This window comes from Phenylobacterium sp. LH3H17 (assembly GCF_024298925.1).
Lineage (GTDB): Bacteria > Pseudomonadota > Alphaproteobacteria > Caulobacterales > Caulobacteraceae > Phenylobacterium.
The window spans coordinates 1,805,771-1,829,210 of the sequence record NZ_CP101283.1; the positions used below are offsets into that span (position 1 = coordinate 1,805,771).

The following is a 23,440-nucleotide window of genomic DNA, read 5'->3' on the forward strand; positions in this document are numbered from 1 at the left end:
CATGACCCAGGACATCAAGCCCGCCGCCACCATCCTGCTGCTGCGCGACGATCCGACCTTCGAAGTGCTGATGGTCAAGCGCCACCACCAGATCGACTTCGCGTCCGGCGCCCTGGTGTTCCCGGGCGGCAAGAGCCACGCGGGTGACCATGACCCGGCCTGGGCGAACCATGTCCTGGGCTGGAACGACTTCGACGCCGAGCAGCGGGGCCTGCGGATCGCCGCGATCCGCGAGGTGTTCGAGGAAGCCGGCATCCTGTTCGGGGAACGGCTGAACGGCGAACCCATCGGCGGCGAGGCTTGTCCGATGGAAGTCCGCCGCGCGGTCGATAAGGGCGAGACCGCCTTCCTGGACGTGGTGAAGGATCTTGGGGTTCGTCTCGACCTCAACGCCTTGACCGTCTTTGCCCGCTGGATCACCCCGCCGCTCACCCCCAAGCGTTTCGATACCTGGTTCTATGTGGCGGATGCGCCGGACGACCAGCTCGCCGCCTGCGACGGACACGAAACCGTCGACGCCGAGTGGATCGAGCCCAAGGAGGTGCTGCGCTTGGCCGCGGCCGGGGAACGCAAGGTGATCTTTCCGACCCGGATGAACGTCCAGCTGCTGGCCGAGGCCAGCAGCGCCAGTGACTGCATCGCCCGGGCGGTCGGCCGCACCCTGGTCACCGTCGAGCCACAAATTCAGGACGGGCCGGGCGGCAAGGTGCTGGTCCTGCCGCCGGACGCCGGCTACGGCGATGTGGCCGAGCCGCTCGCCAATGTGATGTAAGGCGGTCGCGCCGGGCGCGTCAGGCGCCGGTCTCGATGACCCTGCGTTCCAGTTCCTCGATGAGGATCTTCCCCACGGGGTGCTCGTCGGTCTTGATGTCGTCGCGAACGGCGGCCTTGATCGCGTCGATGTGGGCGTCGACCAGGGGCATGGAGACGGTCAGGCGCTTGTCCTTGTCGTCGATCAGCCGGCAGAGCGAAGCCCCGATCCGGGTGATCAGCGGGAACTCGTAGGTGGTTCCCAGGCCCTTGAGGTCGTGGGCGCGGAGATAGAGCGTTTCCATGGTCTCGGGCGAGACGCCCTGGGCGCGCACGGTCTGGCGGGCGGCGTCCAGCTTCACGACTTCATCGGCGAGCCACTGCGAGAAATTTCCCGACAGGCTCTTGAGCGCGGCTTCCGCCTTGGCGATGGCGCTGGGATCGATTGCGCCGAAGCGGCCGCCAACCTTGAGTCGAAGGCTGGTGGGGGCGGGAATGACCTGGCCCGGATTCTGCTGGCTCACGAGACGCCTCCTAAACAGTCGTCAACAGACTACGGCTCATCCGTTAACAACGAATGGAGTGTGAATCCAATTGATTTCAAACGGAAAATTGCTCAGCCAGCACTCGCTCCTCCAGGCTACGCCCGGCGTCGAACAGCATATGCAAGGCCACGTCGCGATCCTCCGCGATATGGACCTCCAGGACATCGCGTACCTCGAAATTGTCGGCCACGGCGCTCACCGGGCGCTTATCGGCTTCCATGATCTCGAACTTGACCCGCGCGGTGTGGCCCAGCAGCGCGCCGCGCCAGCGGCGGGGGCGAAAGGCGCTGATCGGCGTCAGCGCCAGGACGCGGGCGTCGAGGGGGATGATCGGGCCGTGGGCCGAGAGGTTGTAGGCGGTCGAGCCGGCCGGGGTGGCCACCAGGGCGCCGTCGCAGGAGAGTTCCCCCAGCCGCACCTTGTCGTCGATGGAGATGCGCAGCTTGGCGGTCTGGCGGGTCTGGCGCAGCAGGCTGACCTCATTGATCGCCACGGCCCGGTGCTCGCGACGGTCGGTGTCGATGGCCACCATCTGAAGGGGATGGATGACGGCGCTCTCGGCGGCGTTGATCCGCTCCAGAAGCGCGTCTTCGCTGTACTCGTTCATCAGGAACCCGACCGAACCGCGGTTCATGCCGTAGATCGGCAGGCCGCCAGACAGGTTCTCGTGCAGGGTCTCCAGCATGAAGCCGTCGCCGCCCAGCGCCACGATCACCTGGGCTTCGGCGAGCGACGCCTGGCCATAGCGGGCGATCAGCGTCTCGCGCGCCTCCTGGGCCTCGGGCCGGTCGCTGGCGGTGAAGTGCAGGCGGGTGACGAAGGGCTCGGGTTTGAACATCGGCGGTCAGAAGCTCCTGCATCGCCCAATCCGTCAACCAGGCTCTTAAACCTGGCGCGTCACCGCGGCGTGACAGCCTGACGGAAGGCGGCGCCGGCGATGTCGGCGCCCAGGGGGCCGAAGGCGCCCCCGGCCCGGCGCGCGGCCTCGTCCCCGCCGCCAGGCCGTCCGCCGTTCAGCTTGCGGACCAGCTCCAGGATGGTCGGGAAGACGCTGCGGTCGATGTCGACGGAGGCGCAGGCCAGGGCCAGCAGTTCGGGCCGGTCGGAGTTGAGCGCCCGACGCACCTGGGCGGGGTCGAAACGGCCCAGGGTCGCCAGGCCGCCGACGAACAGCGACAGCTTGCCTTCCTGCAGGGCGCGCAGCAGGTAGCCGGGACGCAACTGGCCGGCTGTGTTGAGCTTGGCCAGGAGCTGTTCCTCCATCTCCTCGCGTTCGCCCTCGCGACGGACCACGAGTTCGCCGGACGCCGGCGCCAGGCCGCCGTGGGCCTCGCGGACCGCGGCCCCAAGCGCCGCGTCCAGGGCCGCGCCGTCCAGGCGGAAGCGCGCGACCAGGCCCTGGCGCATGGACTGACCGACCCAGAGATAGAGCTGCCGGGCCAGGTCGTCGGTGAGGGCCGGGTGATGCGAGAGGGGCGCGCGTAGGGCGACGATCCGCTCCGAGGCGGCGACCAGCCGGCCCATGTCGTGGGCGTTGACCTGGGCGGTGAAATTGCCGGCCAGGGCGGTCAGCACCGCCGGCTCCTGTTGCTGCAGGATGGCGGCGACCACCGGCGGGCCCAGATTGGGCCGCCGCGCCACCTCGATCTGATGCTCGATCGTGGCCTCGACCAGCAGCCGGACCAGGTCGTGATCCTTGAGCACCGGGCTGCCGGCGATGATCGGGCGGGCGATCTCGATGTCGTCCAGCGCCAGGACGTTGATCAAGGCCGCGGGCGCCCAGTCGGCGCCGGCCAGCTTGTCGGCAAGGCGGGCGCGGATGTCGCGCTCGGCCTCGACCACCAGGCTCATGAAGATGGAATTGAGCAGGGCCTGGATCGGCGGCGCCTTCATCACCGCCTGGGCGCCTTCTCCCGCGTCGCACAGATCGACGATGGCCAGCAGCAGGCGTTCACGGTCCGCGGGCGCCTTGCTCTTGGCGAGCCCTAGAATCTCGTCGGCTTTCGCGGCCACGCTCAAACTCGGAACTCCCGGCGCCCAAGCTGGCGAATCTGCTGAGGCTGAATGAAAACATGGTTAGAAGGCTCTGACCATGAAAGGCCCTTAAGGGCCGCGGGCACGCAAGGGAGCGATACGAGGATGGCCGATCCGCTGATCTTGGCCCTGGACCAGGGCACGACCTCGACCCGCGCCATACTGTTCGACGCCCAGGGCGCGCCGCTGGCCGACGCCGGGCGCCCGCTGGAGCAATTCTATCCCGAGGACGGCTGGGTCGAGCACGACGCTGAGCAGATATTCGAGACCTGCGTGGAGGTGCTGCGCGAGGCGGTGGCGAAGGCCGGGCGGTCGATGTCCGAGGTCACGGCCATCGGCGTCACCAACCAGCGCGAGACGGTGGTGATCTGGGACAAGGTCACCGGCAAGCCGATCCACAAGGCCATCGTCTGGCAGGATCGCCGTACGGCTCCCACCTGCGAGCGGCTGCGCGCCGCGGGGCTGGAGCCGAAGGTCACCAGCATCACCGGCCTGCTGCTGGACCCGTATTTCTCGGGCACCAAGATCGCCTGGCTGCTGGGGGCCGTCCCCGGCGCCCGGGCCCGCGCCCAGGCCGGCGAACTGCTGGTCGGCACCATGGACGCCTGGGTGATCTGGAAGCTGACCGGCGGGGCGGTTCACGCCACCGACGCCACCAACGCCTCGCGCACCCTGCTGTTCGACATCAGGGCCCAGGCCTGGTCGACCGAGATGCTGGACATGCTGGACGTGCCTGCGGCCCTCCTGCCCAAGGTGCTGGACTGCGCCGACGACTATGGGACCACCCAGGCCGACCTGCTGGGCGCCGCCGTCCCGATCCGCGGGGTGGCCGGCGACCAGCAGGCCGCGCTGATGGGGCAGGGCTGCATCCGGGCCGGCGAGATGAAGGCCACCTATGGCACCGGCTGCTTCATGCTGGTCAACACAGGCGAGCACCTGGCGCCGTCGCGCTCGCGGCTGCTGACCACCGTGGCCGCGCGCCTGAACGGCCAACCGACCTACGCCCTGGAGGGCTCCATCTTCATCGCCGGCGCGGCCCTGCAGTGGGTCAACGAGGGCCTGGGCGTCGCCGGCGGTGGCTCTGGCGTCGAGGCCCTGGCCCAGACCGCCAAGGAGGACCATGGCGTGGTCCTGGTCCCGGCCTTCACCGGGCTTGGCGCGCCCTGGTGGGACGCGGGGGCGCGGGGCGCGATCTTCGGCCTGACCCGGGACTCGGGGCTCGCGGAGATCGCCGAGGCCGCCTTCGACGCCTGCGCCCTGCAGACCCGCGACCTGATCGAGGCCATGCGGGCCGACGCGCCCGGCGCTTTCGGCGCCCAGGTGGAACTGCGGATCGACGGCGGCATGGCGCGCAGCAAGTGGTTCAGCCAGCGCCTGGCCGATCTTACGGGCGTGGCGGTTGGGCGGGTCAACTTCCAGGAGATGACCGCCCTGGGCGCGGCGCTGTTCGCGGGCATCGGGGCCGGGATCTACGCCAACGCAGAGGAGGCGACCGCCGCCCGCGCCAAGACCGAGCGCTTCGAGCCCAGGCTGGACGGTCATGGTCGCGAGCAGGCCTATGCCCGCTGGCTGGACGCCGTGGCGCGGGTGCGGACAGGCTGAGGTCGGGAACCGTCTCCGCCGCCTGTCGCTTTCTTCTGGCAGACAAACCAGGAGGCGATCATGGCCGACAACAACCAGATCCAGGGCGAAGGGAACTACGACGCCGCCCGCCGCTACCGCAAGGAACAGGAAGCCTTCGCCAAGACCGGTCCGGTCGAGCAGAAGGCCAAGGAGGCCGAACAGGCGCTTGACGGTCCCGAGGGCGAGGAACTCGAGCGCGCTCGCCGCGAGACCGGGGCCAAGGGCGCGGAGTAGAAGCTCAGGCGGCCAGCGGCGCGGCCTTCCGACGGCGAAGCGCCGCGCCCGCCATGCCGAAGCCCGCGATCATCAAGGCCCAGGTTTGAGGTTCCGGCACCAGGCTAAGTTGTCCGCGGATCTCGCCGCCGGCGAAGCTCGTGGTGTGGATGTTCAGATAGGCATTGCCGGCCTTGGCCCCGTTGAGCAAGGCGGCGAACGCGCTGGCCATTGTTCCGCCATTGGCGGTGACGAAAGCCGCGTTGTAGCTGTTGGCGAGCGTCATATCGAAGGTGTGATCATAGCTCCCGCTGGTCGCCCCGGCTGGAAAGCCGGTGAAGGTCGGAGTCGTGGTCGCGACGCCTGCGTTTATGCCGGCCGGCTGACAGCAGTGGATGTGGGACACCGTGGTCGTGCCCAACAGCCCCGAAAAGCTGGTCTCGACCCGCATGGTGTTCCAGACATCGTCGAAGGTCACGCGACCCGTGCCTGTCCCGGGAGTGGCGGCGAAGGGAACCTCGTTGGCTCCCAAGAGGACAGTCTCAAACACGAAGGCGGTCGCATTCGCTTGGCCTGCAAAGAGGATCGCCGCCGCGGCGGTCGCCAAGAGCAAGTTACGAGACATGTGGGCCTCCAGTTCGATTGAAACGGGTGCGTGTCCGAGGTGGGTTTAGAAGTGTTGAAACTATCTGGCAGAAGAACACGAACAAGCTCTGCTGTCGCGCACTACTTACAGGCTACCCGCATACTTGCAGAAAACCGGTTCGGTCTTACGAACTTTTCCGTGAAGGACCGCCGCCTGGTTTCGAACAGGCGTTTGAGGTTCAGCCTTGACGCTACGATCGCGCGGCGCGACCCTGGCGCCCAAGGTTCAGACAGGGAGGCCGCCATGGCCGATGGTTCGCTCGCGGGCGTGAGCTCGCTCAAGGGCAAGGTCAGCGCGGAGGAGTGGCAGGCGCGGGTGGATCTCGCCGCCCTTTACCGGCTGGTCGCCCTGCACGGCTGGGACGATGCGATCTACACCCACATCTCGGCCCGCATCCCGGGACCCGAGCATCACTTCCTGATCAATCCCTATGGCATGTACTTCGGGGAGATCACCGCCTCGTCGCTGGTGAAGATCGACCTGGACGGGAATATCCTCCAGGAGACCCCGTACTTCATCAATCCGGCGGGCTTCACGATCCACTCGGCCATCCACGCCGCGCGGGAAGACGCCCATTTCGTCATGCACCTTCACACCGACCAGGGTGTGGCGGTCTCGGCCCAGTCGGAGGGCCTGCTGCCGCTCGCCCAGCACGCGCTGATCGTGCGGACCATGCTGGCCTATCACGACTATGAGGGCATCGCGCTCAACCTCGACGAACGCGAGCGCCTGGTGGCCGACATCGGCGACAAGCACGTCATGCTGCTGCGCAATCACGGCACCTTGGCCGTGGGCGCCAGCGCCGCCGACTGCTGGATCCGCATGTTCTACCTGGAGCGCGCCTGCAAGCAGCAGGTCATGGCGCTGTCGGCCGGTCGCGAGAACGTGCTTTTCGCGCCCGAGCACGCCCAGGGAGAGGTGGCGAAGCAGATGTCGCGCGGCCTGGGCGGCGGCCTCGCCTGGCCCGGCGCCCTGCGCCAGCTAGATAGGGCGCTCCCGGGCTACGACGCCTGAGTCGAAATCAAGTCTATCGGCGATATGGGCGCCCCTCGGGGCGCCCATTTTCTTTGCGTCGCCAGCATCTTCAGGCATCGGCAGGCGGTCCGGCTGCGGACTTGCCGGCTACTTGGCCTTCTATTTCAACGCAGACACGCAGAGCCATCGTTCTGTCACTGGACGGCGCCTATGTGGTCGCCATAAGACCGGCGGAGATTGTCATATTTATCGCCGTCGTTTCGACGCTCCCGGAGTTCCAGTCGCTTGATCAGACGCCACTTCTTCCTCGTCGGCGCCATCCTGGTCCTCGCTCTCATGGTCGTGGCCGGAGCCTGGAAGCTGACGCTCGGCAAGAAGGAGGGGCCTGGCGGTCCGCCCGGCGCGGCGATGACGGCCCAGAAGGGCGGCGGGGCGCCTAAGGGCAAGGGCGGCCCCGGCGGCGGCCCCGGCGGCGGTATGGGCGGTCCGGCGCCTGTCAGCGTCACCACCGTTCAATCCAAGGTGTTCATCGATTCCATCGACGTGATCGGGGTGGCCAAGGGCCGCCAGTCCGTCACCCTGACCGCGGCGGCGACCCAGCTGGTCGACCGTGTGCGCTTCACGGATGGTCAGGCGGTCGCCAAGGGCGCGGTGCTGGTCGAGCTGAAGGACACCGAGCAGAACGCGGGGCTGGCCCAGGCCCAGGCGCGCCTGGTGCAGTCGCAGCGCGACTTTGACCGTTGGAAGACCCTGGCGGCCCAGGGCTACGCCTCCAAGACCGCGCTCGACCAGCGCGAAGCGGCCTATCTCTCCGCCCGCGCCGACGTGCAGGCGGCCCAGGCCCGCCAGGCCGACCGCACCATCCGTGCGCCGTTCGCCGGTGTGGTCGGCCTGTCCGACATCGCGCCGGGGGCGCTGATCAATCCGGGATCGGCTATCGTCACCCTGGACGACATGAGCAGCGTGCGGGTCGACTTCGAGATTCCGGATCGCTACCTGGCCTCGCTCCGCGAGGGCCAGCCGATCCACGCCAAGGCCGACGCCTATCCCGGGGAGACGATCCAGGGCCGGATCGCCAAGCTGGACACCCGCATCGACGAGCGCACGCGCGCGATCACCGCCCGGGCCGAGTTTCCCAATCCCGGCCGCAGGCTGAAGCCCGGCATGATGGTGCGGGTGGCCATCGCGCGCGGCCAGCGCCAGGGACTGGCGATCCCTGAGGCCGCCCTGTCCGTGCAGGGGGACAGCGCCTTCGTCTATGTCATCAACCGCCAGGGCGACCGCACCACGGCCGAGCAGCGGCCCGTTCGGACCGGCGCGCGGCAGGACGGCTTCGTCGAGATCCTAGACGGCGTCCAGGCAGGCGATCGCCTGGTGGCCGACGGGCTGAACAAGCTGCAGCCCGGCCAGCCGGTTCGGCCGGTCCAGGCCGCCGGCCCGGCCGGAGCGCGCCCGCCGGGCGCGCGGCCCGCCCCATGATGCTGTCGGACATCTCCGTCCGTCGGCCCGTGTTCGCGGCGGTGGCCGCGATCATCCTGTGCGTGATCGGCCTGGCTTCGTTCGCCTCGCTCACCGTGCGCGAGCTGCCCAGCGTCGACCCGCCCGTGGTCTCGATCTCCACCACCTATCGCGGCGCCTCGGCCGAGGTCGTCGAGGAGCGGATCACCGAGGTGATTGAGCGCCAAGTCTCCGGCATCCAGGGGATCGACCGCGTCAACTCCTCGTCGCGGGACGGCCAGTCGCGGATCAACATCTCCTTCCGGCTGGACCGCGACCTGGACGACGCGGCCAACGACGTGCGCGACGCCGTCAGCCGGGTCTCGGCCAACCTGCCATTGCAGGCCGATCCGCCTCAGATCGCCAAGGCGAACGCCGACGCCCAGCCGATCATCTTCATCAGCTTCAATTCCACGACGCTGAACCGGCTGCAGCTCTCCGACTACGCCAACCGCTACCTGGTGGAGCGGTTCTCCACCATTCCGGGCGTGGCCAATGTCGGGGTCGGGGGCAGCCAGCTCTATTCGATGCGCATCTGGCTCGACGCCGACGCCATGGCGGCGCGCGGGATCACCGTCGACGATGTCGAGACCTCGCTGAACGCCCAGAACCTGGAGCTGCCGGCCGGCTCCCTGGAAGCGCCGTCCAAGGACTTCACCATCCGCGTGGCGCGGGGCTACACCACCCCGGAGCAGTTCGCCAACCTGCCGGTGGTCTCGTCCGGGTCGCGCGCCACGGCGGCCGCCTCGGCCGGGGCCACCGCCAACGCCGCCGTCACACCGGCGCCGGGCGCCGACTATGTCACCCGGCTGGGCGACGTCGCCCGGATCGAGGAGGGGCCGGACGAGCGGCGTCGGATGTTCCGTTCGAACGGACGCGAACAGGTCGGCATCGCCATCACCCGCCAGTCCCAGGCCAACGACCTGGAGATCTCGGAAGGCGTTCGGGCCGAGCTGCCCGAGATCAACAAGTCGCTGCCCAAGGGCACCAAGCTGGAAGTGGCGGTGGACTTCACGGTCTTCACCAAGCACGCCATCGAGGAAGTCTGGATCACCATGGGCATCTCGCTCGCCCTGGTGGCCCTGGTGAACTACATCTTCCTCGGCACCTGGCGCGCGGCCCTGATCCCGTCGGTGGTCGCGCCCATCTGCATCCTCTCGACCTTCATCGTCCTGGCGCCGCTGGGCTTCTCGCTGAACCTGCTGACCCTGCTCGCCCTGGTGCTGGCCATCGGCCTCGTGGTGGACGACGCCATTGTGGTGGTCGAGAACATCCAGCGCCGGATCGACGAGGGCGAGCCGCCGATCGTCGCGGCCCAGCGCGGGGCGCGCCAAGTGTTCTTCGCCGTGGTGGCCACCACCATCGTGCTGATCTCGGTCTTCGCGCCGCTGATGTTCCTGCCCGGCTATATCGGCAAGCTGTTCGTGGAGCTCGCGGTGGCCATCGCCGCGGCCGTGGCCTTCTCGGCCGTCCTGGCGCTCAGCCTGTCGCCGATGCTGGCCTCGAAGCTGCTGAGGCCCGCCCACGGTCAGGGGTTCATCGCCCGGCGCGTGGATGCGGCCATGCACCAGCTCCGCAACTCGTACCATGCCTCGCTGGACGCCCTCCTGGGCCGCCGCGCCGCGTCGTTCGCCGCCGGCGGGCTAGTGCTGGCCCTGGCCCTGGGCGCCTTGGGACTCTTCACGGTCCTGCCGCGGGAGCTGGTGCCGGACGAGGATCGGGGGCGCGTCGAGCTGAGCATCAACGGGCCGGAGGGCGCGGGCTACGACTATGTCCAGGTCGCCGCCAAGCAGGTGGAGACCCGCCTGCTGGAGCTGCTGGAGGAAGGCGTCATCCAGCGCTACATCCTCTCGGCGCCGCGCTTCGGCAACAACTCCTTCAACACCGCCGGCGGCAATGCGGCCCTGGCGGAGGACGCCGGGATCACCTCCAACGAGCTGGCCGCCCAGCTCAACCGCGAGTTCTCCTCCATCACCTCGGTCCGGGCCATCGCCTCGGTGCGTGGCGGACTGCAGCGCGGCGGGGGTGGCGGCGGTGGGGGCGGCGGCGGCGTCGACCTGATCGTGGTCGGCAACGAGTACGCCGACATCGAACGCTGGCTCCAACCGATCCTGGCCGCGGCCCAGACCAATCCGGGCCTGGCCCGCGCTCGCCTGGACTACGAGCCGACCAGTCCGCGTGTGCTGGTGGAGATCGACCGGGAGAAGGCCGCCAGCCTCGGGGTCTCTGCCCAGGCGGTCGGACGGGCCCTGGAGACCATGTTCGGTTCGCGGCGCGTGACGACCTACATCAAGGATGGCCAGGAGTACGACGTCATCCTGCAGACCGATCGCGCCAAGCGGCAGACGGAATCGGACCTGGAGAACCTCTATGTCCGGACCGCATCCGGCGCCCAGGTGCCCCTCGCCTCGGTGGTGACCACCAAGGTGCGCGGCGATACGCCTGATCGGGCCCGCGTCGACCGCCTGCGGGCGATCTCGCTCTCCGCCCAGCTCAACCCCGGCTATCCGGTGGGGGAGGCGGTGAAGTTCTTCGAAGCCGAGGTGGCCAAGCAGCCGCCTGGTTTCCAGATCAAGTGGGGCGGGGCTGCGCGCGACTTCCTTGAGGCCGGCGGCGCCGTCGGCCTGGCCTTCGGCATGGCCCTGATCCTGGTCTTCCTGGTGCTGGCGGCCCAGTTCGAGAGTTGGATCCATCCGGCGGTCATCATGCTCACCGTGCCGGTGGCCGCTCTCGGCGGTCTGTTCGGCCTGCTGATCGCCGGCTCGACCATCAACACCTACAGCCAGATCGGACTGATCATCCTGGTGGGGATCGCCGCCAAGAACGGCATCCTGATCGTGGAGTTCGCCAACCAGTTGCGCGACGACGGCCTGACCATCCGCGAGGCGGTAATCGAGAGCGCCTCCCTGCGCCTGCGTCCGATCATCATGACCTCGATCTCGGCGGCGGCGGGTTCGATCCCGCTGATCGTCTGGGGCGGGGCAGGGGGCGAGAGCCGCAAGACCATCGGCGTGGTGATCTTCTTCGGGGCCATCTTCGCGACGCTGCTGACCCTGTTCATCGTGCCGGTGTTCTACAACATGCTGGCCCGCTTCACGAAGTCGCCCCAGGCCACAGCCCGGCGCATCGAAGCCTTCGAGGACGCCGAACAGACCCGCGCCGCCAACGCCGCGGAGTAGGCGGTTTGCCGATCCTCCCCTAGCGCGCAGCGCGATCTGGGGGAGGTGGATCGTCGCCTTCTTGCGACGAGACGGAGGGGGCTTCATCCACGGCGGATAGGGTCAAGGTCCCGCTCAGTCAGCTTCGCTGACAGCTTCCCCAGAGGGGAGCATCCGGGGGACAAGGCTGCTCCCCTTAAGGCGCCTTATAGCCGGACTCGACCTTCACATAGGCGATCAGGTCGACACGGTCCTTGGCGTCCTTGAGGCCGGCGAAGCTCATCTTGGTGCCCGGCAGGAAGGTGCGCGGCTCGGCCAGCCACTTGTCCAGGTGCTCGGCGTCCCAGACGAAGCCCGCGTGCTCGACGGCCTCGGAGTACTCATAGTCCTCAACCGAGCCGGCCTTGCGGCCGAACACCCCGTGCAGGTTGGGGCCTGTCATGTTGGCCCCGCCGGGCGCGATGGTGTGGCACGATCTGCAGAGGCCGAACTTGGCCTTGCCGTTCGCCAGGTCGGCGGTGTTGTAGGGGGCGGGCAGGGAGGCCAGGACGGCGGCCTTCTGTTCGGCAGTCGCTTCCTGCGGAGCCGCGGCGGGCGGCGCGTCGGTCTTCTGGCCGCAGCCGGCCAGCAGGGCGCAAGCCCCCATCAACATCGTCGCCGCGCGCATCATGAGCCAAACCTCTGGGATGAATTTGATGGGAAGCTAGTCAAGGATCGCGCCGTTGCAAGGCGCGCTTGCGCCGTTCCTTCTGGATGATCTCGTCCAGCGCCTGCAGGAGCCGCGAGCGGTCGTTGCGGTCGAACGGTTTGGGGCCGCCCAGGATGTCGCCGGTGGAGCGCAGCTGCTCCATCAGGGCGCGCTGCGCGATGGCCGCGCCGATCGAGTTCTCCGTGAATGGCTTGCCGTTGGGCGCGACGGCGTGGCCGCCGGCGTTCAGCACCCGCTCGGCCAGGGGAATGTCGTTGGTCACCGCCACGTCGCCCGGCGCCACATGCTCGGCGATCCAGTCGTCCGCTACGTCTGGCCCCGCGTCGACGATCACCCGGGCGATCATCGGCGATTGGGGGATCATCATGAAGGCGTTGGAGACTACCCAGGTCTTCAGCCCGTAACGGGCGGCGACCTTGTAGACCTCGTCCTTCACCGGGCAGGCGTCAGCGTCGATGAAGACCTCGATGGGTTTGTCGGCCACGGGAACTCCGGGTCTGCGGCGGGCCTTCCTCATGCCCGCGACGGCCGCCGGCCTCAACGAAAAACGCCGCCGGCCCAGGAGGCCGACGGCGCTATCCACGCTTACGCTTACTGTTACGCTTACGGGTACGCTACTGGCACTAAGACTTAGGCGAAGACCGCGGCCTGACGGCGACGGGCGCTGCGCGCCATGCCGCCGACGGCGCCGAAGCCCATGATCATCATCGCCCAGGTGGCGGGCTCGGGAACGCCCGACTTGAACGCGAAGTCGTCGGCCTCGAAGGCCTTGCCGTTCGAGTAGAGTTCGATCGACTGCAGGTCGGTGTCGAGGCCGCTCAGGGTGAACGTGAAGCGCTGGTTGGTGAGCGGCAGGGCTTGCGCACCGTTGCCCGTTCCGGCGATCGTCGTGACGCCGCCGGCGGTGTGCAGACGGACCTCGTTATAAGTGTCGTTCGAACCCCAATAGAAGCTGAAGGTATGAACGGGACCGCTCATCAGCGCCGCGACGTTGATGAAGGCCGATTGCGGAGCCACGGCCGCGTCGGCCGGGACGACGATATAGCTCGTTCTATCCAGCCAAGGAGCGGCATACTGGTCCGGCACGCTGCCGCCGACGATGCTGTAGTCACCAGACAGGACACTGGCGTTCTGACCGGCGTCTTCGAAGTCCAGCAGGACAGATTGACCGGCCGGGAGCGGCAGGCTGTCTGGGCCATTGGTGGACGAAACGATAACCGCGGCGTTCGCCGAGGCGGCGGCCAAGCTAGTCGCGGCCACGAACGCGGCTCCCAGCAGGGCCTTTCTGAGTTGGTTCATCTTGGAGTCTCCAAACGGGATGTGATCTAGATTCACGAGCGAGCTTCGCAATGGGCGTGCCAACCCGGGGTTGCGCGGGGTCTTGCGGGTGCTCGCGTTCTGGAGATTTGGCGACAATCGCCGCCGTCGTGCGGCTCAGTGACCCTCGAGGGTCTTGAACCAGCATTCCTCGCCGAGGCAGTAGAGGATCAAGGTCTCGCCGTCAGTGGTGGGGCTCAACTCGAAGGGGCCGTACCAGGCGCGGTCCTGCTCCGGATCGCTGTCCAGGTTGATGGCGTCCTCGCCGGCTTCCAGGAACAGCCGCGCCGCGCCCTCGGGCGAGGTGAAGATGCAGCGGATCGAATAGCCCTCGGCGATGAGCGCCTCGAGCGCCTCGTCCAGGCCGTCGACCAGCCGCCGGGACGTGGTGTCGCGCCCCTCCTCGATCGCCTGTTCCTGGATCTGCGGTCGTTCCAACTCCGACTCACCCCTGAACGCGTCGCCTGCCCAGCCTGCAATCTAGTCGGCAGGCTTCCGGCGTCGAGGGATTACTGCCCATGGTGGTGCCGGATGCAGGACTCGAACCCGCGACCTTCGGTTTACAAAACCGCTGCTCTACCAGCTGAGCTAATCCGGCACTTGGACGGCCCGCTTATGAAGCGAAGGCTTGGGGTGACGCAAGGTCTCCGTTGGCCGCGCGCGCCGGCTGTGTTCCCTTGGCGCAAACGCCGGGAGGACCAGCATGAAGTTCGAGGACTATCGCCGACATGACGCCGTGGGGCTGGCCGGGCTGGTCGCCAAGGGGGAGGTAAGCGCCTCCGAACTGTTGGAGACCGCCGTGACGCGGATGGCGCAGGTCAATCCAGCGGTCAACGCCGTCACCATGGACCTCACCGAATGGGGCAGGGCGGAGGTGAAGCGCGAGCCGACCCCCGGACCGCTGGCCGGCGTGCCCTTCCTGCTGAAGGACCTCGGCGCTCAGCTGGCGGGTTCGGCCACCAGCTCCGGCTCGGCGGTGTTCAAGGACCAGGTGGCCGCCGCCGACAGCGCCATCGTCACGTCCTACAAGCAGGCGGGACTGGTGATCTTCGGCAAGACCAACACCCCGGAGTTCGGGCTGATGCCGGTGACCGAGCCGGCCCTGCTGGGGCCCTGCCGCAATCCCTGGGACGTCTCACGCACCCCAGGCGGCTCCTCGGGCGGGGCGGCGTCGGCGGTGGCGGCGGGGATCGTGCCGGCGGCCCACGCCAGCGATGGCGGCGGCTCGATCCGCACCCCGGCCTCGGCCTGCGGCCTGTTCGGCATGAAGCCCTCGCGCGGCCGTGTCTCCTTCGCGCCCACGGGCGAGGGCTGGGGCGGGGCCTCGATCCAGCATGCGGTGACCCGCTCGGTGCGCGATTCCGCCGTCCTGCTGGACGCGGTGTGCCGCCCGCAGCCGGGCGATCCCTACTTCCTCGCGCCCCCGGAACGGCCCTTCGCCGGTGAGGTCGGGCGCGAGCCAGGCAAGCTCGCCATCGGCTTCACCACCGCGGCCCTGGCCTCCGAGGCCCTGGACCCGGAGTGCAAGGCGGCCGTTCTGGACGCCGCCCGGCTCTGCGAGAGCCTTGGCCACGTGGTCGAGGAGGTGACCGTACCAGGCAACCTGGCGGCCATGCAGCAAGCGGCCGGCGACGTGATCGGCGCCAGCATCGCCGCCACCCTGGAGGCCGAGGGAGACCGGCGCGGCCGGCCTGTCGGTGAGGACGAGGTCGAGCTCCTGACCTGGGCCATGTACCAGCGCGGCAAGGGCGTGGCGGGCTCCACCTATGTGCGCGGCCTGGCGGCGATCCACGCCTATGGCCGGGCGGTGGCGGGGCTGTTCGAACGCTATGACGTGCTGCTGCTGTCCACCCTGGGCAGCCCGGCGATCCCGGTCGGCTACCTCACCGAGGACCTCCGCCAGTACACCCCGCGGCTGTTCGCCTTCATGCCCAACACCCAGGCCTTCAACAACACGGGCCAGCCGGCCATGTCCGTGCCCCTGGCCTGGAGCCGGGGCGGCCTGCCCATCGGCCTCCAGTTCGTCGGGCGGATGGGGGAGGAGGCGGGGCTGTTCCGCCTGGCCGGGCAGTTGGAGCAGGCGCGGCCCTGGTTCGACCGCGTCGCGCCGCTCTAGGCGTCGCGGCGCCGGCGCGTCTGGACGAGGTAGGCGGCGATCACCCCGGTGGCCACCAGGCCGATCAGCAGGGTGGAGACCGCGTTGATCTCGGGATTCACCCCCAGCCGCACCTGGCTGTAGATCCGCATGGGCAGGGTGGTGGCTCCCGGTCCGGAGGTGAAGCTGGCGATCACCAGGTCGTCCAGGGACAGGGTGAAGGCCAGCATCCAGGCAGCCGCCACCGCGGGGGCGATATTGGGCAGGGTGACCAGGAAGAAGGCCTTGAACGGCGGGCAGCCCAGGTCCTGGGCGGCTTCCTCCAGCTGGCGGTCGAAGGCCGCGAGCCGGGCCTGGATCACCACCGTGGCGTAGCAGAGGGTCACCGTGGCGTGGCCGATCACCACCGTCCAGAAGCCGCGCGGCAGGCCGAAAGCCACGAACAGCAGCAACAGGGACAGGCCCAGCACCACCTCGGGCATGACCAGGGGCGCGTAGACCATGCCGGAGAACAGGGTCCGGCCCTTGAACCGCCCAGCGCGGACCAGGGCCACCGCCGCGAAGGTCCCGAGGACCGTCGCCAGGGTCGCCGAGACCAGTCCCACACGGAAGGTCACCCAGGCCGCGTCCAGCAGCTGCTCGTTGCCGAACAGCGAGGCGTACCAGCGGGTGGAGAACCCGCCCCAAACCGTCACCAGCCGGCTGGCGTTGAACGAATAAGCCACCAGCAGGACGATCGGCAGGTAGAGGAAGCCGAAACCGACCAACAGCGAGACGCGGTTGAAGAGCGTCAGGCCGCGCATCATCTCGAAGATGCTCCCCTTGTGGGGGAGCTGTCGGCGAAGCCGACTGAGGGGGACTTTGACTCGTGCCGCCGTGGATGAAACCCCCTCCGTCTCGTCGCGAAGGGGCGACGATCCACCTCCCCCAAACCGCGATGCGCGCTGGGGGAGGATCTGTTGAGCCGTGGCTTCACTTCGCCACCCCCATCAGGCGGACCTGCTGGCGCTGGTAGAGGGCGATGGGGATGACCAGGGTGGCCAGCAGGGCGATGGCCACGGCGGAGGCGGCGGGCCAGTCGCGATTGGCGAAGAACTCCGTCCAGATAGTCTTGCCCAGCATCAGGGTGCCCGTGCCGCCGAGCAGGTCGGGGATTACGAACTCGCCGACCATGGGGATGAAGCAGAGCAGGGCGCCCGCCCCGACGCCGGGCAGGGACAGGGGGAAGGTCACTCGCCAGAAGGCCTGCGAAGGCGTGCAGCCGAGGTCGGCGGCGGCCTCCAGGAGGTCTTGGTGCTGGCGCTCCAACACCGCGTAGAGCGGCAGGACCATGAAGGGCAGGTAGGCGTAGACTAGGCCGATATAGATGGCGGCGTCGGTGTTCAGCAGGGCGACCGGCCCCAGGCCGACGGCGGCCAGGGCGGTGTTGAGCAGGCCCTCGGGCTTGAGGATGCCGATCAGCGCATAGACCCGGATCAGGAAGCTGGTCCAGAACGGCAGGATCACCGCCATCAGCAGGGCCTGCCGCGCCGCCGGCGAGCAGCGCGCCATGGCGTAGGCCATGGGATAGCCCAGCAGCAGCAGGATGGCGGTGGCGACGGCCGCGAACTTCAGGCTGGAAAGATAGCTCGCGACATAGAGGTGGTCGGAGGTCAGCCGGGCGTAGGTTTCGAGGTCCAGGCCGTCCAGGAAGCGCCGCAGCCCCCCCAAACCCTGGGCCCAGTCCATCCGCGGCGCATAGGGCGGCATGGCCAGGGCGGCGTCCGAGAACGAGAGCTTGGCCACCAGCAGGAAGGGAAACAGGAAGAAGAGCCCGAGCCAGAGGAACGGGGCCAGCGCGGCCAGGCCCGCCCGGTCGCGGCGAGCGCTCATCGGGTCAGCACCACGCCGGCGTCCGCGGCGAAGGTCAGCCAGACCTGGTCGTTCCAATCCACCGGCCGTTCCACGAATCGCGCTGCGTTGGCCCGGGCGGCGCGCAGGGTCCGGCCGTTGGGCAGTTCGACCAGATATGTGGTCCAGTCGCCGAGATAGCCGATGTCGGCCACCTTGCCCCCCAGGCGATTGGGGCCGGGCGGCGGCGGCTCCAGATGCACCTGGATCTTCTCCGGCCGCACGGCCAGCCAGGCCGTGGACAACAGCGGCGGACGGTCGTCCTCAAGGGCCTCGAAGCCGCCCTCCGCCTCCTCGCTGGCGAGGCGCACCGAGTGCCCGTCGGCGCGTTCGACCTTGCCCTCGAAGAGGTTCACGTCGCCGATGAAGTCGGCCACGTAGCGGGAGTTGGGCGCCTCATAGACCTCCGCCGGGCGGCCGATCTGGACGATCTTGCCCTCGCGCATGACGGCGATCCGGTCGGCGGTGATCATGGCCTCCTCCTGGTCGTGGGTGACGATCAGGAAGGTCATGCCAAGGCTCTGCTGCAGGGCCATCAGCTCCCACTGGGTCTCCTCACGCAGCTTCTTGTCGAGCGCCGCGAGTGGTTCGTCCAGCAGCAGCATCCTGGGCCGGGGCGCGATGGCGCGCGCCAGGGCGACCCGCTGCCGCTGCCCGCCGGAGAGCTGGTGGGGCTTGCGCCGCGCCAGGCCGTCCAGCCGCACCAGGGCCAGCATTTCCGCTGTCCGGGCGGCGACCTCGTCCTTGGCCATCCCCTGCCGGCGCAAACCAAAGGCGATGTTCTTCTCAACGCTGAGGTGCGGGAAGAGCGCGTAGGACTGGAACATCATGTTGACAGGCCGCCGGTGCGGCGGGCGTCCGGCCAGGTCTTCGCCGGCCAGGGTCACGCGGCCCTCGTCGGGATCCTCGAACCCGGCCAGCAGCCGCATCAGGGTGGTTTTGCCGCAGCCGGACGGCCCCAGCAGGGCGAAGAACTCGCCCTCGTAGATGTCGAGCGAGACCCCGGCCACGGCGGTCTCGCCGTCGAAGCGCTTCACGACATTCTCGAACCGCACCAACGGCGTGGCCGCCGGATCGGCCCAGGGCGCGAAGGTCGAGCGGACCGCGCCGATGTTCAGGCGCGGGCGGGGCCGCCGTGTCATTGGCCGGTCTGCACCCTGGTCCACAGTCGCGTCACCTCACGCAGCAGGACCTGGTCCTTGTCCTTGGTGACGAACAGCCGCTTGAACACCTCGGGGGTGGGATAGACATTGGGATTGTCGCGCACCTCGGCGTCCACCAGCGTGGTCGCCGCCGCGTTGGCGTTGGCGTACTGGGTGAAGTTCGAGGCCTTGGCGATCACTTCGGGCCGCAGCATGTAGTCGAGGAACCTGTAGGCGGCGTCAGGGTTCGGCGCGTCGATCGGGATGGTGAAGACGTCGAACCAGACCTGACTGCCCTCCCTGGGGATGACATAGGCGAGCTTCACCCCGTTCTTGGCCTCCTCGGCGCGGTCCCTGGCCTGCAGCACGTCGCCGGAATAGCCGACCGCCACGCAGATATCGCCGTTGGCCAGGGCCTCGATATATTCCGAGGAGTGGAACTTACGGACATAGGGTCGCGCCTTGACCATCAGGTCGGTGGCGGCCTGGTAGTCGGCCAGGTCCTTGGAATTGGGGTCCTTGCCCATGTAGTTGAGCGCCACCGCGTACATGTCCTCTGAGGCGTCCAGATAGTAGACGCCGCAGTCCTTGAGCTTGGCGAGGTTCTTGGGGTCGAACACCACCGCCCAACTGTCGATCTTCACGCCCGGCAGGCGCCTGGCGACCGCGTCGACATTGTAGCCGAGGCCGATGGTGCCCCACATGTATGGGACCGCGTACTTCGCCCCCGGATCGAAGGGCTCCATGTGGGCCATGACGTCGGGCCACAGGTTCTTGGCGTTGGGTAGCTTGGCCCTGTCCAGCGGCGCGATGGCCTTGGCGGCGATGTAGCGGGGCACATTGTGGTTGGAGGGCGTGACGATGTCATAGCCGGTCTGGCCCTGGAGCACCTTGGTCTCGAGGATCTCGTTGGAATCAAAGGTGTCGTAGATGACCCGGATCCCGGTCTCCTGGGTGAAGTCGGCCAGGATCGCCGGGTCGATATAGTCCGACCAGTTGTAGATCCTCAGGGTCTGCGGGCGCTTGGCCTCGTCGCGCTGGCCGCAACCGGCCAGGACCAGCATCGCGCTGAGCCCCAGCGCCGTCACCCATCCCCGCATCGCGCTCTCCCCATCCCCGGTGGAGGGGACGTTATAGGCGAGCCGCGCAGCCGAATGAAAGGCGCTGGGACCCTTGGCTAGGCTGCCTTCGGCTTGATGAGACCGATCACGGCGCCGGCGACCAGATAGGCGACCAGCTGGTAGCCCATGTTGATCAGCACCAGCTCACCGCTGAGCCGGACGTAAAGGTAGTCGATGGCCATGGTGGTGAAGTCGAAGAAGAACCAGGCGGCCAGCGCGCCCATCAGGGCCGCATTGAGCGAGTTCGCGCCAAGGCGGCGCAGCAGCCAGGACAGGCCCAGCACGATGATGATCGTATTGACCACGCCCAGGCTCATGGTCACGGCCAGGTTGGACGTGTCGGGCTCCTTGCCCAACGCCGCCATCCAACGCTCCCCGAACAGCGGCCCATACCAGAGGTAGCCGAGGGCCTCGAGCAGGACCACCGCCACCAGGACGGCGATCCAGTTGACACCTTTCAACATGCGTCTCTCCCGTTTTTCTCGGAGGCAGCCTGTTGTTTTCGTTGGCGAAGCGCCGCCTTCCGTAGGGGCAGATTGAAGCTTAACCATTCAAAAAGCCAGCAGGGATTGCGACCGACCTTGCGGCGAGCGCTTTGGCGAACCGGATGGGGCGCCCTATAAGCCGCCGCTCCTCCCCATTTCGAGAGACCTCATGTCCCGCATCCTGATCACCTCGGCCTTGCCCTACATCAACGGGATCAAGCATCTGGGGACTCTGGCGGGCTCCATGCTGCCGGCCGACGTCTATGCGCGGTTCCAGCGCTCGCGGGGCAATGAGACCCTCTATATCTGCGCCACCGACGAGCACGGCACCCCCACCGAACTGGCCGCCGCCGAGGCCGGCCAGGACCCCGCCAGCTTCTGCGCCGAGCAGCATCAGGTGCAGCACGACCTGGGACGCAGGTTCGGCCTGTCCTGGGACCACTTCGGCCGCTCGTCCTCGCCGCAGAACCACCGGTTGACCCAGCGCTTCGCCCAGGGGCTGTGGGAGGCCGGCTTCATCGAGGAGCGGGTCACCCAGCAGGTCTATTCCAAGTTCGACAAGCGCTTCCTGCCCGACCGCTATGTGATCGGGACCTGCCCGCACTGCGGCTATGGCGCGGCCCGCGGCGACCAGTGCGAGAACTGCACCCGGGTGCTGGACCCCGCCGACCTGATCAATCCGCGCTCGGCGATCTCGGGCTCGGAAGACATCGAGATCCGCGATTCCAAGCACCTGTTCCTGCGCCAGAGCCTGTTCTCCGACAAGCTGCGCGCCTGGATCGACGGCAAGAAGGGCGACTGGCCGCTGCTGGTCACCTCCATCGCGCTGAAATGGCTGGACGAGGGCCTGCAGGACCGTGGCATCACCCGCGACCTGGAATGGGGCGTGCCGGTCAACGCCTTCGAGTGGGGTTCCAATCCCAAGGGCGAGCTGCCCGATATCGAGGGCCTGGCCGGCAAGGTCTTCTATGTCTGGTTCGACGCCCCCATCGAATATATCGCCGCCACCTGGGAATGGGCCGACGCCCAGGCCGCCGAGGCGGGCAGGGGTCCGGCGCCGGATGCGGAGTGGGAACGCTGGTGGAGGGGTCCCGCCGCGGCCGACGTCACCTATGTGGAGTTCATGGGCAAGGACAACGTGCCCTTCCATACCGTGGGCTTCCCCTGCACCCTGATCGGCTCTAACGAGCGGCTGGAGGCGGACGGCTCCTGGCGGCCGGCCAACAACGCGCCCTGGAAGCTGGTCGACCGGTTGAAGGGCTTCAACTGGCTCGACTACTACGGCGGCAAGTTCTCCACGTCCCAACAGCGCGGGGTCTTCATGGACCATGCCCTGGAGTTGCTGCCCCCCGACTACTGGCGCTGGTGGGTCACGGCCAACACGCCCGAAACCTCCGACGCCACCTTTACCTGGGAGCAGTTCCAGGCCCAGGTGAACGCCGACCTGGCCGACGTGCTGGGAAACTTCGTCAATCGTATCCTGAAGTTCACCGAGACCCGTTTCGAAGGGGTGGTCCCCGAGGGCGGCGCGCCGGGCGACCTGGAGCTCAAGCTGCAGGCCGACGTGGCCGCCAAGCTGGCCGAGCTGACCGAGAACCTCGACGCCATGGAGATGCGGAAGGCCTGCCAGTCGCTGCGTCAGCTATGGGTGCTGGGCAACCAGTACCTTACCGAGGCCGCGCCCTGGACCGCGATCAAGACCGATCCGGAGCGGGCGGCCACCGCCGTGCGCACCGGCCTCAACCTGGTCGCCCTGTTCGCCAAGGTCTCGGAGCCCTTCATCCCCTTCGCCGCGGAGAAGATCGCCCTGGCGGTCGGCGAGCCGTTCCCGGGTGTCTGGCCGACGGGGAGCACAGCCCTCGATATCCTGCCCGCCGGCCGCAAGGTCGCCGCGCCGGAGGTGCTGTTCAAGAAGGTCGAGAACGAGCAGGTCGCCGACTGGATCGCGCGCTTCGGCGGGGCCGAGGGGCAGTAGCGCCGACCCCGCCACCCTGCCGCTAGAGGGTCGCCTCGCCGCGCAGGACCGGGACGCAGCCGCCGCCGACCGTGGCCCTGACGCCGTCCGCCGCGCGGTGGGCGGTGGCGCGCAGGCGCGAGGGGCGGCCCATCTCGACGCCCTGGACGATGTCCCAGGCGCCGCTTTCCTCGCCGGAGAGCGACAGCAGCAGGGCCGCAAGGGTGGCGTTGGCGCTGCCGGTGGCCGGGTCCTCCACGGTGCCGGAATTGGGCGCGAACATCCGCGCGCGAACAGCCTGGCCGTCGCGGGCGTAGAGGTGCAGCGAGAGCCGGTCGCCGAAGTCCGGATCGCCGTCGCCGGCCCGGCGGAAGGCGGCCAGGTCCGGCGCAGCGCGGGTCAGGGCCTCGCCGGTCACCTCGGCGAAGATGAAGTTCACGCCCACGGTGGCCTCGACCGGCCGGTGGTTGGCGACCAGGATGTCGCCGGGCGCGATCCCGGCGCAGGCCGCGGCGACGTCCACCGGAAGCTCGGCGCCCAGGGAAAGCGGCCGTGGCGCGGCGATGGTGGCGCCGCGCTCCGTCACCGTCACCCCGACGATGCCGGCCGGAACCTCCAGGCGCAGGTCGCTTCCCCGGCCCATCTGGGAGAGCACCCAGCCGGTGCCGATGGTGGGGTGCCCCGCGAAGGGCATCTCGGCGGTGCGGTTGAAGATCCGCACTCGCGCCGTGTTGGCCGGGTCTTCGGCAGGCAGGACGAAGGTGGTCTCCGACAGGTTCATCTCGGCGGCCAGAGACAGCATCTGGGCGTCGCTCAGGCCGCGGGCGTCGGTGAAGACGGCCAGCGGATTGCCGCCGAACCGGGTGTCGGTGAACACGTCGAGGGTGACGAAGGGAGAGGCGGGCATAGGACATTCCGTCGCTGGGAGGCGGTAAGGCTTGACATAACTTCGTCGATTGGCAAAGTCCCAAAATGGAGTTGGCCGACATCTTCCGCGCGCTCGCCAACGAGCGGCGGCTGCAGATCCTGGAGTGGCTGAAGGACCCGGTCGGGAACTTCCCGCCGCAGATGCACGGCGACCTGATCGCCGACGGGGTGTGCGGCGTCTGGCTGGCCGAGAAGCTTGGCATCAGCCACCCGACGCTCAGCGAACACATGCGCGTCCTGATCCAGGCGGGCCTGGTCACGCCGACCAAGATCAAGCAATGGACGTTCTACCGCCGCAACGACGCCCGCATCGCCGAAGTGACCAAGGCCATCGAGGCCGCCGTCTGAATTTCTCCCAG

General features: G+C 68.4%; 22 protein-coding genes, 1 tRNA gene and 2 pseudogenes. 9 read left to right on the top strand and 16 right to left on the bottom strand.

Translation table 11 applies throughout. The features are described 5' to 3' along the window. Window position 1: 1 nt before the first annotated feature. Window positions 2–772 (top strand): NUDIX hydrolase, encoded by a 771-nt coding sequence (locus tag M9M90_RS08805; RefSeq protein ID WP_254836786.1) that lies wholly within the window; start codon window positions 2–4, stop codon window positions 770–772. Between the two features lie 19 nt (window positions 773–791). Here M9M90_RS08805 and M9M90_RS08810 read toward each other — a convergent pair whose 3' ends face one another. The 3 genes from M9M90_RS08810 to M9M90_RS08820 form a co-directional block, all read right to left on the bottom strand. Continuing rightward, window positions 792–1,274 (bottom strand): Hpt domain-containing protein, encoded by a 483-nt coding sequence (locus M9M90_RS08810; protein ID WP_254836787.1) that lies wholly within the window; start codon window positions 1,272–1,274, stop codon window positions 792–794. Window positions 1,275–1,350: 76 nt separating this feature from the next. Further along, complete coding sequence (locus tag M9M90_RS08815; RefSeq protein WP_254836788.1) at window positions 1,351–2,133, bottom strand: NAD kinase; 783 nt, start codon at window positions 2,131–2,133, stop codon at window positions 1,351–1,353. Window positions 2,134–2,192: 59 nt separating this feature from the next. After that, a complete protein-coding gene (locus M9M90_RS08820) occupies window positions 2,193–3,308 on the bottom strand; it encodes a DUF2336 domain-containing protein (RefSeq protein WP_371876913.1) in 1,116 nt (371 codons plus the stop codon). A 126-nt stretch (window positions 3,309–3,434) separates the two neighbouring features. On the opposite strand from M9M90_RS08820, the gene glpK reads away from it, so the two are divergent. Both glpK and M9M90_RS08830 read left to right on the top strand, forming a co-directional pair. Further along, window positions 3,435–4,931, top strand: coding sequence for a glycerol kinase GlpK (gene glpK / locus M9M90_RS08825; protein ID WP_254836790.1), 1,497 nt, complete (start codon window positions 3,435–3,437; stop codon window positions 4,929–4,931). Between the two features lie 60 nt (window positions 4,932–4,991). Next, a complete protein-coding gene (locus M9M90_RS08830) occupies window positions 4,992–5,186 on the top strand; it encodes a hypothetical protein (protein WP_254836791.1) in 195 nt (64 codons plus the stop codon). A gap of 4 nt (window positions 5,187–5,190) precedes the next feature. Here the strand turns inward: M9M90_RS08830 and M9M90_RS21285 are convergent. Further along, a pseudogene (locus tag M9M90_RS21285) lies at window positions 5,191–5,292 on the bottom strand (PEPxxWA-CTERM sorting domain-containing protein); the annotation flags it as partial. A gap of 12 nt (window positions 5,293–5,304) precedes the next feature. Next, a pseudogene (locus tag M9M90_RS08835) lies at window positions 5,305–5,790 on the bottom strand (CHRD domain-containing protein); the annotation flags it as partial. Window positions 5,791–6,054: 264 nt separating this feature from the next. On the opposite strand from M9M90_RS08835, the gene M9M90_RS08840 reads away from it, so the two are divergent. From M9M90_RS08840 to M9M90_RS08850, 3 genes are all read left to right on the top strand, one after another. Continuing rightward, window positions 6,055–6,825 (top strand): class II aldolase/adducin family protein, encoded by a 771-nt coding sequence (locus M9M90_RS08840; protein WP_254836793.1) that lies wholly within the window; start codon window positions 6,055–6,057, stop codon window positions 6,823–6,825. A gap of 246 nt (window positions 6,826–7,071) precedes the next feature. After that, window positions 7,072–8,265: an efflux RND transporter periplasmic adaptor subunit gene (locus M9M90_RS08845; RefSeq protein ID WP_254836794.1), complete on the top strand. Its 1,194-nt coding sequence runs from the start codon at window positions 7,072–7,074 to the stop codon at window positions 8,263–8,265. After that, window positions 8,265–11,462 carry an efflux RND transporter permease subunit gene (locus M9M90_RS08850; protein WP_254837096.1) on the top strand — a complete coding sequence of 1,066 codons (3,198 nt, stop codon included), beginning with the start codon at window positions 8,265–8,267 and terminating at the stop codon, window positions 11,460–11,462. The genes M9M90_RS08845 and M9M90_RS08850 overlap by 1 nt, the downstream gene beginning before the upstream one ends. Before the next feature lie 175 nt (window positions 11,463–11,637). Here the strand turns inward: M9M90_RS08850 and M9M90_RS08855 are convergent, their stop codons facing one another. The 5 genes from M9M90_RS08855 to M9M90_RS08875 form a co-directional block, all read right to left on the bottom strand. Beyond that, window positions 11,638–12,108 carry a cytochrome c family protein gene (locus M9M90_RS08855; RefSeq protein WP_371876930.1) on the bottom strand — a complete coding sequence of 157 codons (471 nt, stop codon included), beginning with the start codon at window positions 12,106–12,108 and terminating at the stop codon, window positions 11,638–11,640. Window positions 12,109–12,148: 40 nt separating this feature from the next. Further along, window positions 12,149–12,634 carry a YaiI/YqxD family protein gene (locus M9M90_RS08860; protein ID WP_254836795.1) on the bottom strand — a complete coding sequence of 162 codons (486 nt, stop codon included), beginning with the start codon at window positions 12,632–12,634 and terminating at the stop codon, window positions 12,149–12,151. A gap of 146 nt (window positions 12,635–12,780) precedes the next feature. Then, window positions 12,781–13,449, bottom strand: coding sequence for a PEPxxWA-CTERM sorting domain-containing protein (locus M9M90_RS08865; RefSeq protein ID WP_254836796.1), 669 nt, complete (start codon window positions 13,447–13,449; stop codon window positions 12,781–12,783). Window positions 13,450–13,584: 135 nt separating this feature from the next. Then, window positions 13,585–13,905, bottom strand: coding sequence for a hypothetical protein (locus tag M9M90_RS08870; RefSeq protein WP_254836797.1), 321 nt, complete (start codon window positions 13,903–13,905; stop codon window positions 13,585–13,587). Between the two features lie 84 nt (window positions 13,906–13,989). Further along, window positions 13,990–14,065, bottom strand: a tRNA-Thr gene (locus M9M90_RS08875). Window positions 14,066–14,170: 105 nt separating this feature from the next. Between M9M90_RS08875 and M9M90_RS08880 the strand changes: the two genes are divergently transcribed. Next, window positions 14,171–15,583, top strand: coding sequence for an amidase (locus M9M90_RS08880; RefSeq protein WP_254836798.1), 1,413 nt, complete (start codon window positions 14,171–14,173; stop codon window positions 15,581–15,583). Here the strand turns inward: M9M90_RS08880 and M9M90_RS08885 are convergent. The 5 genes from M9M90_RS08885 to M9M90_RS08905 form a co-directional block, all read right to left on the bottom strand. Beyond that, entirely contained in the window at window positions 15,580–16,368 is a 789-nt protein-coding gene (locus tag M9M90_RS08885) for an ABC transporter permease (RefSeq protein ID WP_254836799.1), read from the bottom strand. The two genes, M9M90_RS08880 and M9M90_RS08885, sit on opposite strands and share 4 nt — an antisense overlap. Window positions 16,369–16,534: 166 nt before the next feature. Further along, complete coding sequence (locus M9M90_RS08890) at window positions 16,535–17,434, bottom strand: ABC transporter permease (protein WP_254836800.1); 900 nt, start codon at window positions 17,432–17,434, stop codon at window positions 16,535–16,537. Beyond that, window positions 17,431–18,594, bottom strand: a complete 1,164-nt coding sequence (locus tag M9M90_RS08895; protein WP_254836801.1) for an ABC transporter ATP-binding protein — start codon at window positions 18,592–18,594, stop codon at window positions 17,431–17,433. Before M9M90_RS08895 ends, M9M90_RS08890 begins: the two co-directional genes overlap by 4 nt. Next, window positions 18,591–19,694 carry a polyamine ABC transporter substrate-binding protein gene (locus M9M90_RS08900; protein ID WP_254836802.1) on the bottom strand — a complete coding sequence of 368 codons (1,104 nt, stop codon included), beginning with the start codon at window positions 19,692–19,694 and terminating at the stop codon, window positions 18,591–18,593. Before M9M90_RS08900 ends, M9M90_RS08895 begins: the two co-directional genes overlap by 4 nt. Window positions 19,695–19,771: 77 nt before the next feature. Next, on the bottom strand, window positions 19,772–20,179 hold the full coding sequence (locus M9M90_RS08905; protein WP_254836803.1) for a DUF1761 domain-containing protein: 408 nt from the start codon (window positions 20,177–20,179) through the stop codon (window positions 19,772–19,774). Between the two features lie 190 nt (window positions 20,180–20,369). Between M9M90_RS08905 and metG the strand changes: the two genes are divergently transcribed. Further along, window positions 20,370–22,175, top strand: a complete 1,806-nt coding sequence (gene metG, locus M9M90_RS08910) for a methionine--tRNA ligase (RefSeq protein ID WP_254836804.1) — start codon at window positions 20,370–20,372, stop codon at window positions 22,173–22,175. A 22-nt stretch (window positions 22,176–22,197) separates the two neighbouring features. Here the strand turns inward: metG and M9M90_RS08915 are convergent, their stop codons facing one another. Next, window positions 22,198–23,061 (bottom strand): PhzF family phenazine biosynthesis protein, encoded by an 864-nt coding sequence (locus tag M9M90_RS08915; RefSeq protein ID WP_254836805.1) that lies wholly within the window; start codon window positions 23,059–23,061, stop codon window positions 22,198–22,200. 65 nt (window positions 23,062–23,126) lie between these two features. Here M9M90_RS08915 and M9M90_RS08920 point away from each other — a divergent pair, with 65 nt between their 5' ends. Beyond that, window positions 23,127–23,429 carry a helix-turn-helix transcriptional regulator gene (locus M9M90_RS08920; RefSeq protein WP_254836806.1) on the top strand — a complete coding sequence of 101 codons (303 nt, stop codon included), beginning with the start codon at window positions 23,127–23,129 and terminating at the stop codon, window positions 23,427–23,429. Window positions 23,430–23,440: the final 11 nt, after the last annotated feature.

Coding starts and splice junctions, on each gene's coding strand:
- M9M90_RS08805 (WP_254836786.1), top strand. CDS start 2: ATGACCCAGGACATCAAGCCCGCCGCCACCATCCTGCTGCTGCGCGAC.
- M9M90_RS08815 (WP_254836788.1), bottom strand. CDS start 2,133: ATGTTCAAACCCGAGCCCTTCGTCACCCGCCTGCACTTCACCGCCAGC.
- glpK (WP_254836790.1), top strand. CDS start 3,435: ATGGCCGATCCGCTGATCTTGGCCCTGGACCAGGGCACGACCTCGACC.
- M9M90_RS08830 (WP_254836791.1), top strand. CDS start 4,992: ATGGCCGACAACAACCAGATCCAGGGCGAAGGGAACTACGACGCCGCC.
- M9M90_RS08840 (WP_254836793.1), top strand. CDS start 6,055: ATGGCCGATGGTTCGCTCGCGGGCGTGAGCTCGCTCAAGGGCAAGGTC.
- M9M90_RS08850 (WP_254837096.1), top strand. CDS start 8,265: ATGCTGTCGGACATCTCCGTCCGTCGGCCCGTGTTCGCGGCGGTGGCC.
- M9M90_RS08855 (WP_371876930.1), bottom strand. CDS start 12,108: ATGCGCGCGGCGACGATGTTGATGGGGGCTTGCGCCCTGCTGGCCGGC.
- M9M90_RS08865 (WP_254836796.1), bottom strand. CDS start 13,449: ATGAACCAACTCAGAAAGGCCCTGCTGGGAGCCGCGTTCGTGGCCGCG.
- M9M90_RS08880 (WP_254836798.1), top strand. CDS start 14,171: ATGAAGTTCGAGGACTATCGCCGACATGACGCCGTGGGGCTGGCCGGG.
- M9M90_RS08885 (WP_254836799.1), bottom strand. CDS start 16,368: ATGATGCGCGGCCTGACGCTCTTCAACCGCGTCTCGCTGTTGGTCGGT.
- M9M90_RS08890 (WP_254836800.1), bottom strand. CDS start 17,434: ATGAGCGCTCGCCGCGACCGGGCGGGCCTGGCCGCGCTGGCCCCGTTC.
- M9M90_RS08895 (WP_254836801.1), bottom strand. CDS start 18,594: ATGACACGGCGGCCCCGCCCGCGCCTGAACATCGGCGCGGTCCGCTCG.
- M9M90_RS08900 (WP_254836802.1), bottom strand. CDS start 19,694: ATGCGGGGATGGGTGACGGCGCTGGGGCTCAGCGCGATGCTGGTCCTG.
- M9M90_RS08905 (WP_254836803.1), bottom strand. CDS start 20,179: ATGTTGAAAGGTGTCAACTGGATCGCCGTCCTGGTGGCGGTGGTCCTG.
- metG (WP_254836804.1), top strand. CDS start 20,370: ATGTCCCGCATCCTGATCACCTCGGCCTTGCCCTACATCAACGGGATC.
- M9M90_RS08915 (WP_254836805.1), bottom strand. CDS start 23,061: ATGCCCGCCTCTCCCTTCGTCACCCTCGACGTGTTCACCGACACCCGG.
- M9M90_RS08920 (WP_254836806.1), top strand. CDS start 23,127: ATGGAGTTGGCCGACATCTTCCGCGCGCTCGCCAACGAGCGGCGGCTG.